The sequence below is a fragment of the Myxococcus sp. AM009 genome (genome assembly GCF_013372605.1).
Lineage (GTDB): Bacteria > Myxococcota > Myxococcia > Myxococcales > Myxococcaceae > Myxococcus > Myxococcus vastator.
On record NZ_JABXEP010000001.1, the window covers coordinates 229,235 to 238,809 of the forward strand.

The following is a 9,575-nucleotide window of genomic DNA, read 5'->3' on the forward strand; positions in this document are numbered from 1 at the left end:
TCACCGGCCGCCAGGGAGCCTGGCGGCCGTCCTCATACCCTCCGAGCAACCGCCCCGCGCCTGCCCGCAACGTCTCCTCGACTTCGTTCAGGCCCCCGACCATGATGGCCGCTCGCGTCAACCGAGCCCCATGGATTCCACCACAGCTGAACGGCCTCGCCGGCGGTGGGCCCGCATCATCGCGGGCGTGGTTTTTACGATCCTGGTCGTGCTCCCGGCGCTGGCGCTGGTCGCTGCCGTGGTGGTGTCGCGCAACCTCGACAGCCCGTGGCTGAAGCAGCCCCTTGTCTCCGAGGTGGAGGCGGCCACCGGGCTCCAGGTGGACTACCAGGTCGCCCAGGTCGAGCTGCTCTCGGGGTTGAAGCTGGAAGGCCTGGTAGTACGGACACCCGCTCCATTCCACGGCGCCGCGCCCGAGCTGCTGCGCGTCGGCACCTTGGAGGCGCACTGGTCGCCCGGTGCGCTGGTGACGGGCCCCATCCGGATTGAGCGGGTGGTGGTGCGGGACGTGGCGCTCGCCCTGGTCGCTGACGATTCAGGCGCCACCTCCCTCTCGAAGCTGACGGAGCCTGAAGCCCCAGCGCCGCCGCCCGTTGAAGCGCCGCCGGTGGGTGCCTCCCAGCAGCTCGCGGACCTCCTGAGAGCGCCGCCTCCCGTCGGACACGTCGACGTGTCGGGCGTGTCGCTGAGCTACGTCCGCGTCCAGCGAGGCGAAGTCGCCGAGCGGTGGTCCCTGCGTGGGCTGGCGGCGCGGGTCGAAGCGAAGCAACACGACGGGGAATGGAAGGTCTTCGCGAACCTGGGGCAGGCGGGTGCCCCGCTGCCGCTGGAGCTGCGCCACGAAGGCTCCGCAACACCCCCGGCCTTCGCGGAGCTGGCGTTCGCCCTTTCGATGGAGGCTGGCGCGTCGGCCGCTCGCGCGCGGGTGGACCTCGATGTCACCCAGCAGACCTTCGACCCACGCTTCTCGCTCCGCTCGCTGCTTCATGGCGCGGTGGCCGCGCGGTTCGAGGTCGAGCAGCGCCACATCGCCGTGGAGCTGGAGCGAACCCACCTGACAGACAGCGCCGAGCTTCGGGCGCGGGCCGTGCTCCCGGATGCCGCGGGAGAGCCCCCGGTCGTGACACGCGCCCTGGTGGACCTCGAGCTTGGGAAGCTGCTGGCGGCGCTCCCCTCCGAATGGCGTCCGTTCACGCTCGAGCGCGGCCAGGTGAAGCTGGACGCACAAGACGTCACCCTGAGCGCGATGCCTCAGCTGGGGCCCCGTGGGAAGCTGGGCCTGGACGTGGACGTCGCGGCGCTCCGGATGACGGGGGCGCCGGTCCAACTGACGCTCGGCGGTGGACGCGTCACCCTGGTGGCGACGCCGGATCCGCGGCTGGGGCTCTCCGCGCACCTGACGTTCGCAGTCAATGGGCTCGACGTGGGAGGCCCCACCGCGCTGCGGATTTTGAAGGCCCACGGTGAAGTGAAGGGACATCAGCTCCGCCCGGAGCCCTCATCCCCGCTCAAAGTCGCCGGAGACGCGAGCCTGTCAGGCCTGGTGGAGTCCCTGGAACTTCGAACCCCCGACCTCCGAGCGAAGGCCGAACGGATGGGCTTCCAGCTCAGCGCGCCGCTGGCGGCGGCGCCTCCCTTCGCACTGAGCGCGAACGTGCCCGTCGGGGCGCTCCACCTGTCCTCGCCGGATGGGCGCACGCTGCTGAAGGGCCCCGTGCGCGTGAAGCTCGATGCGTCGGACGCGTTCCCGCGGCTCGACGCGCCCCAGCTCAGCCGAGGCCGCGCGCGGCTCGTGCTCGACGTCGGTGACGCGCAGGCGTCCCTGGATGCCACCAAGGACACCGACGCGGTGGCCTACACCCTGGCCGCTCGGACGCCGGACCTCGCCGCCGCCCGCCCCTTCATTCCCGACCCGGTCGCGGCGCGCATTCCGTGGCGGCACCTGGGCGTGAGCCTGGCCTCCCAGGGCAGCGTGAAGGCGCTCTTCTCCTCCGCGCCACGGCTGGAGCACCGCACGGAGCTGAAGCTGCAACGGCCCGCGTGGGATGACGTGACGGCCAGCAACGTCGCCGTCGTGGTGCGCTCGCGGGGTGACGCCTGGCGCCATCAGGGCGACGTGGACCTGCGAGTCGAAGGGCTCAAGGCCGGTGAGAAGGACCTGGGACTCCAGCACCAGACGCTGACCCTGGACCTCAACCGCCGGGAGCCCGCGCTCCGGGTGGGTCTCACCAGCCACGAAGGGCCCAAGGTCATGCTGGACGCCGCGGCGGCCTTCGACCGGAGGGCCCGCGCCCTTCGCATGGACGTGACGGGCGACATCCCCCCACTGGGAACCCTGGCGCCCTTGCTGGCCATGGCGCGGGTGCCCTCGGAGCTGAATGCCGGGCGGCTCGCGGTAGGCATCGAGCTGCATGGCACGCTGCGCGGCGTGCTCACGGGTGTCTCAGCCGATGGCACGCCGCGACTGGCCCCGGACCCGGCGCGCACCGCCAGCTTCGATGGAACGGCGGCCGTGCGCGCGCGCGGCCTGCGCTGGAGACAGGACGCCCTGTTCGTCAACGCCCCCGCGCTGCATTGGGAGCTGGCGTCTCGCGTCGACGGTCCCAAGCGAACCGTCCACAGTGACCTGCGCGTGGAGAAGCTCACAATCGGGATGAGCGACCGGCGGCTGGCCTTCTCGGAGCTGACCAGCGACACCACCGCCAGCTTCACCGAGGCGCTGGAAGCGGGCGACATCGAGCTGAAGCAGCACCTGAAGCTCCGCGCGCTCGAACAGAACCCTGCGCTGCCCTATCCGGTCCAGGACCTGGAGGCGACGTTCACCGCGCGGCGCAAGCCCACGGGCGTCATCCACGTCCCCCAGCTCCAATTGACCCACGCGGGGACCGGCACCCAGTTGAAGGTCCGGGGGCGGCTCGACCTCAGCGAGGACCGGCGCCGCATGGGGCTCCGGGGCGAGCTGGCGCAGGACATGGCCAGGCTCACGCAGCCCGGAGTCCTGGAGGGAAGCGGCAAGGTCACCGTCGGCTTCCGCGTGAGCTCACCCGACCTCGTCGTCTTCCGGACCGTCTCCAACCTGCTCCTCCAGGACTTGAACCTGCGCCTGCCCGAGCAGGGGTTCGAGATTGAAGGGATGGACGGCAACGTCCCGCTCACCGAGAACCTCGAGTTCAGCCAGGGACACCTGCGGCTGCTGAGCGACATCGACGTGAACCCGTACCCGATGCTTCGCTTCGCCGACCAGCATCCCCTGCTCTCCCGCAGCGGGTACGTGTCCGCCAGACGCATCAGCACGCCGTTCGTCACCGTCGCGCCCCTGGCGGGGAACCTGTCCATCGACCAGCACGTCGTCTCCATGACGCAGCTGGAGATGGGGGTGCGCGGGGGGCGCCTCACCGGGCAGTGGCGCCTGGATTGGCAAGGCAAGCGCTCCACCCTGGAGGCCCGCGTGCGGGCCACCGGCGTCCAGTCGTCCCGAGGAGAGCCCTTCGACGGCAATGCCGCCGTGGTCATCTCCGCGAAGGACCGCAGCATCGATGGCCGCGCGGAGATCCTGCGCATTGGCAACCGCCACCTGCTGGACCTGCTCGACATCGAGGACCCCCGCCATGTCGACCCCGCCACCAACCGGGTCCGGTATGCCTTGCGGCTGGGCTACCCGGAGCACGTGCGGGTGAGCTTCAACCGCGGCTTCGGCAGCCTGCGCATCACCATGGGCGGCCTGGCGAAGCTGCTCAGCATCGACGAGATCCGGGGCATCCCCATGGGCCCCATCGTCGACCAGCTCATCAAGTCCATGACGCTTCTGGAGACGACGCCATGAAACACCGTGGGTTGCTGCTGTGGGCCGCCCTCGCCACGTCCGGGTGCATCAGCGCGCCGGAGATCGTCATGGTCGACCGCGCGACGGCGCTCGAGGAACAGGCCTCGGGCTCGTTCAACGACGTGGAGCAGCGCCTGGCTCGCGCGGGCATGAACCCCACGCCGGTGCCGTTCACGCCCAATCAACTGGAAGCGCTGGGCATCCAGCCCACGCCGCTGGTGGAGAACATCGGCAGGACGCCAGCGGACCGCGTGGACGACCTGCTGCGACGCCACTGCGTGGGAGAGGGACGGGACGGGCTGCTGGCGAATAATACCCGGCGCCGCTGCCAGGCCGGGCGCATGACGGCGGATGACGTGGCCCTGGTGGAGCGGGTGAACCGCGCACGCAAGCAGCTCTGGAAGTGGATGCGGTCGGCCCGGCCCGACGTCCCAGAGGAGACGCTGCGCCGGAACTGGCACAAGGTGCACGCGGAGGGTGTCGTCTGCGGCGGGTGGGTCGAGGCCGAGGATGGGACCTGGGGAGAGAAGCAGTGCTGACGCGCTGGCTGCGGTGCTGCGTGGCCTTGGCCGTGCTGCTCGCGGGCAGTGCCTGGGCTCAGGACGATGAGGACGACGGCGGCGTGCGCATGCCCACCCGGCTCACCGTCGGCGTGGGGGACCAGTTCCTCGGACAGCTGGCGCCTGATGACAACACGTTGCTCTTCGCGTCCAACCGCAACATCGCGACCGAAATCTACACGCAGGACCTGGAGCGCGGCCGCGAGCGCCGGCTCTTCGACGAAGGCGCGGATGTCACCTGGCCGCGCATCAGCCCCGACGGGAAGCACCTGCTCTACATCTCGTTCCGGAACCAGGCCGGCGGCCAGTTGTGCGTGCGCGAGCTGCCCACCGCGAAGGAGCGCCGGTGCCTCGAAGGAGACGCCAACGCCCTCCAGGCGGAGTGGATGGACGCCTCACGCATCGCGCTGGTGAGCCGGGCCACCATCCAGGGCGACCTTCACCTGTCGCGAGTCGAGCTGGGTGGCACATGGCGCGTGACGCCCCTGCTCGAGCGGAACCTGACCAGCCCGACCCTCTCCCCCGATGGGCGCTGGCTGGTGTACGTCCCCATCGAGCGCTCCGTGCGGCAGGTAGGCCCCGGCTTCGCCGCGCGCGCCGCGCCCCATCTGGAGGCGCTGCGCCTGGATGCGCCCGGCGCGAAGCCCCACCCGCTGCCGCTCGACATCCCGGGGCAGACGGGCCAGCCGGCGTTCTCCCGGGACGGGCGCTACCTGTACGTGGTGCAGTTCTTCACGGACTCGAACGCGGATGGCGTCATTGATGCCAGCGACAGCGGCGTGCTGTTCCGGGTGCCCTTCGCGACGGAGCGTGACGACGCCGCCGAGCGGGCCGCCGCCGCCCATCCGGACCAGCTCACCAGCCAGTCCTGGAACTGCCAGTACCCGGCGCCCGCGGCCACGTCCCTGGTCGCGACCTGTTCACGCTCGCGGTCCCTGGACGTGTATCAACTGCCGCTGGATGGCCAGGTCCCCAGTGCATGGGATGCGCGCCGGCTCAGCGCCGAGCTGAGGATGGTCGGCCGCCGCGCCGATGAGCTGCTGCTCTACCGCCACCGGCTGCTGCTAGAGACACGGCCCAGGCTCCGCCGCGTGCTGATGATGCGCATGAGCATGCTGCACCTGGCCTTCGAGGACTTCAGCGCGGCGGAGTTCTACGCCCGTCACCTGGACTCGGTGAGCGACCCCACCACCGCGGGCCTGGAGGGGCCGCTCCGCGTCCTCATCGACCACCGGCGCGCCATGAAGGAGCGCGAGCGGGGCCGCATGGTGGAGGAACTGAGCGTCGCGGAGCAGCAGCGCGTGGCCGCGCTGGAGCCCGCGAACGCGCTCAGCCCCGCGGCCGCGGTCTTCCAGCAGGTGGTGCGCAGCGAGCTGGCGGATGACGCGGGTGACTTCACGCGGGCCCGGAAGGAGCTGGAGGCGGCCGAAATCGCCGACACCACGCCGCGCGCGGTGCTGGAGGCCTACCACGCGCGAGCGGACGCGCTGTACCGCGAGCTCGATGAGCGGGAGCCCTTGGTCGAAGCGAGCCGACGGCTCTCCGAGCACCGCATCTTCCCGGCCGACGACCAGCTCGACTTCGCTCGCGCCGCGGTTCGCGCCCTGTACCGGGGACGCCCCTACGACGAAGCGGACGCGGCGATGGCGCAGGCCCTCACGACAGCGCCCGCCGGTTCGGCCTACGCGTACGCGCTGGAGCTGGGCCGCCACATCAATGCGCTCCGAAGCGACCGGCCGCCTCGTGCCGTGCGGGAGGCGCTGCTCGGCTTCTATCGGCAGCAGCAGGACCCGCTGCGCAGAAGGGTCCTGGTTCAGGACGCCGTGGAGCGGTCGGCGGAGCTCGGCGCCGACGGCATCATGGAATCGCTGGCGCTGGTCTACGTCGACGACACGCCACCGGGTAGCGAGGAGCGCCGCCGCGCCGAGCGGCTCTTTCGCCGCGCCCTGATGGGCCGCGCCTACCGGCGGCTGGCACGGCAGCGCCAGGACAGGGCGCGTGAGGACTTCGACCTGGTGACGCAGCGGACGGGCTCGCTGGAGAGCGCCGTCGAAGCCATGAACCTGCGCTTGCGAGCCGGCGTGAGTCCGGACGTGGTGGAGAAGGAAGTCACCACCACCGCCCCGAACAGGGCGAAGCCGCTCGCGCACTTCGTGAAGGCCTACGTCACCGCGCGCCAGCTCTCCAGGCTGGAGGGGGATGCCCACGCCCAGGCTGTCACCTCGGCCAGGAGGGAGCTGCGCGCCGCGTGGCCGGAGCTGAAGAACCAGCGCGTGGTGCAGGCGCTCCTGGGCGCCATCCATCACGAGGACTTCCTGCGCAACCGCGACCCCGCCGCCGCCGAGCGCGCCAACCGCTACTACATGGTGGCCTTGGACCTGATGCGGAACAACGTCCGCTACCGGGCCATGATACTGGGCGCGCTGGGGCTGCTGCACACGCAGGTGGGCAACTTCCACATCGCCCTGGGGTACCTCGAGCAGCGGGACCAACTGCCCTATGTGGACAACTGGGCGGGGCTGGCCGTGTCCATGGCGCGGGCCCATGCGCTGCTGCACGTCGACCGTGCAGCCGATGCGGCGCAGGCGGCGGACAAGGCCCTGGCCATGGTGGAGACCACGCAGCGGCTGTCCAGGTTCCTGCCTCTGGCCCTGGACCGCGCCGCGCTCTACAACCTCGCCGCGGGCCGCTTCGACCGGGCGCTGACGCTCTATGACCGGGTGCTGCCGCTCGTGGAAGCGAGCCCCCAGGACGAAGAGGGCCTGCGCAACCGGATGGTGGTGCGACTGGCGCGTGGCGCCGCTGCGCTGGGTGCCGGCCAGCCACGGCGGACCTTGGAAGACCTGGAGCAGGTCGAGCGCGGCCTGGCGACGCCCGCGGTCCGGAGCGCGCTGAAGTGGGCCCACTCCACGCCGGAGCACGTCCTGCGCTCGTATCGCCTCATCAGCTCGGGCCTGCGCGCGAACGCGGAGACCCGGATGGGGCGTCTGGACGCCGCGGCGCGGGCGCTCGAAGCGCAGCGCAAGCTGTACCTTGAGCAGTTCGACCAGTTGGACCGCGATGAGGACCTCCGCTCCGTGACGCTGGCGGAGCTGCGGCTGGCGGAGAATGCCGTGGACCAGCAGGCCTCCGCCCAGGCGGCGCGGTGGCTGGGCGAGGCGTTGAAGCATGCCGACGCGCTGGTGGCCCGCACGCACGCCGACGTCGATACGGGGCAACTGGACGTGCTCTGGTTCGCGGCACAACTGGAGGTGAAGGGCGACAGAGGGTTGCCCTTCGACGTGCCCCTGCGCCTGGACAAGGCGCGACGCGCCCTCGTCGAGCTGCGAGACCCGGCGTGGCGCTCGTACCTGGCGTGGTTCGAGGTCTACTCGGCGCTCGCGGCCCCGTAGGCCGCGCCCCCAGGTGCGCCAAGGCGAGCGGACTCAGGAGGGCAGCGCGCGTGACAGCGCCTGTCGCACCGCCGCGCGCACGGGCGCGGGGACCTCATCTCCGGGGATGCGCCGGCACAGAGACACCGTGCGCTTGAGCGCGTCACACGCCTCGCTGCAGCGGGGGCAGCGTGACAGGTGGTCCTCCAGGCGCACGCAGGCGGCCTGGTCCACCTCCTCCGCGGCGAACTCCGACAGCTCCTGCGCCAGCTCCGGACACCCCGGGCTCTGTCCGTGGGCGCCCTCCCCCAGGAGGGTGGCGAGGTGCTCGCGCATCTGCAGCCGCGCGCGGTGCAGCCGGCTCTTGAGCGCCCGCACCTCGATGCCCACCACGCCGGCCGCCTCCTCCGCCGTGAACCCCTCCACGTCCCGGAGGATGAGCACCTCGCGGTGCGCCTCCGGCAGCGCGAGGATGGCCGCCTGCAACACCTCGCCCATCTGCCGCGCATGGGAGAGCATGTCCGGCGTCGCCTCCTCCGCCGCGACGTGGGTGGCCGCGGGCGCGTCGAGCGGCTGGAAGTCGTCGGGCGCGCCGACGCGGCGGCGGCGCAGGCGGAAGCAGTGCGTGCGGGCCACCTGGTACAACCAGGTGGACAGCGCCGCATCCCCCCGGAACGCGTGGAGGCCCCGAAAGGCCGTGAACAGCGTCTCCTGAAGGACCTCCATGGCGTCCTCCTCCGAGCCGCACATGCGCAGGCCAAAGCGGTACACCTGCTTCTCGTGGCGGGCGAGGACCTCGTCCAGGGCCTTGTCATCGCCAGCGCGCGCGGCCTCCATCAACTGCTCATCGGTTCGCGTCGACATCCGCCCTTCGCCTCCTCGTGGGAAGAACGCCCGGTCACCAGGATGCCTTCCTGGATGGCGCCAGGAGACTACATCGCGCCAGACTAGCGCCGGTGCTGAAGCGACAGGCCGAGTTGACCGCTGGACGCGCCATGTCCAGGAGGCCACCAGCGCCCTCCCAGCGTGGCGCGAAGCGCCTGCCGCTGGAGATACCAGCTCAGCCCGGCATCCAGCCGCGCGCCGCCCGGGGTGTCCTCCAGCGCGCCGCCCGCGCCCCACGCCGCCAGCGCCCATGGCTCGAGCACCGTGGCCCCTGGGCCTGGCAGGTTGAAGCCCGCGCGCAGATGCGCGAGCAGCGCGTGTCCCTGGGGGGAGGCCACCTGGTGGAGCTCGGCGGAGAGCACCAGCGGACGCAGCCGCAGGAGCGCGTCCACGCCCCAGGAGCGCGAGTCGCCCCCGGGCTCCGTGCTCCCTTGCAGGGCCAGGGTGAAGCCCGGCCGGAGGCCGAAGTCATTCATGGGAAGGCTGAGGGAATACGCCTCCGCCTCCGGCGCCCCCAGGGTGAGCGCGGCGCGGGCCACGAGCAGCGGCGGTCGCCGCGTCCCCTCCGGCCCGGGGCGGTGCACCACCAGGCCCGAGTCATAGCGCACGCTCCAGCCCTCTCCCTGGAGGAGGCCCCCCACGTCCACCCCCGGCGCGCGCCCCGACTCCCTGCCGGTGAGGTGCTGGCGCAGGGGGCCTTGCGTGATGGCCTTGTCCAGCGAGTCCACCTCGAAGCCACTGGTGAGGCTCTCCCGGCCCACCTGCGGACGGAACAGCCCCACGCTCAGCCAGGCGCGCTGGGGCAGCACGGTGAAGGTCGCGCTGGCCTCGTGGAGGGCCAGCGGCGGCCCCTGGAGCGGCCCGGGCAGGAGGACGAGCCGGTCGAACGACACCTCCAGTCCGCCCCGCACCCACGGCGACCCGGTCCTGTCTCTT

Annotated in this window: 5 protein-coding genes; 3 read left to right on the plus strand and 2 right to left on the minus strand. The window is 71.7% G+C overall.

Annotated elements, in window-relative coordinates:
• Nucleotides 1-130: 130 nt before the first annotated feature.
• Genes HV824_RS00850 through HV824_RS00860 form a run of 3 tightly spaced genes read left to right on the plus strand, consistent with a single transcriptional unit; the run spans nt 131 to nt 7,775 of the window.
• Complete coding sequence (locus HV824_RS00850; RefSeq protein ID WP_176422443.1) at nt 131-3,823, plus strand: hypothetical protein; 3,693 nt, start codon at nt 131-133, stop codon at nt 3,821-3,823.
• Nucleotides 3,820-4,362 (plus strand): DUF1318 domain-containing protein, encoded by a 543-nt coding sequence (locus HV824_RS00855; protein WP_176415100.1) that lies wholly within the window; start codon nt 3,820-3,822, stop codon nt 4,360-4,362. Before HV824_RS00850 ends, HV824_RS00855 begins: the two co-directional genes overlap by 4 nt.
• The gene (locus HV824_RS00860; protein ID WP_176415101.1) at nt 4,356-7,775 is read left to right on the plus strand and encodes a PD40 domain-containing protein; all 3,420 of its coding nucleotides are present in this window, start codon (nt 4,356-4,358) and stop codon (nt 7,773-7,775) included. The genes HV824_RS00855 and HV824_RS00860 overlap by 7 nt, the downstream gene beginning before the upstream one ends.
• A gap of 33 nt (nt 7,776-7,808) precedes the next feature.
• On the opposite strand, the gene HV824_RS00865 is transcribed toward HV824_RS00860, so the two are convergent.
• Nucleotides 7,809-8,618 carry a sigma-70 family RNA polymerase sigma factor gene (locus HV824_RS00865; protein WP_176422444.1) on the minus strand — a complete coding sequence of 270 codons (810 nt, stop codon included), beginning with the start codon at nt 8,616-8,618 and terminating at the stop codon, nt 7,809-7,811.
• A gap of 83 nt (nt 8,619-8,701) precedes the next feature.
• Nucleotides 8,702-9,575: hypothetical protein (locus tag HV824_RS00870; protein ID WP_176422445.1), on the minus strand; the 874-nt coding region annotated here is incomplete at its 5' end.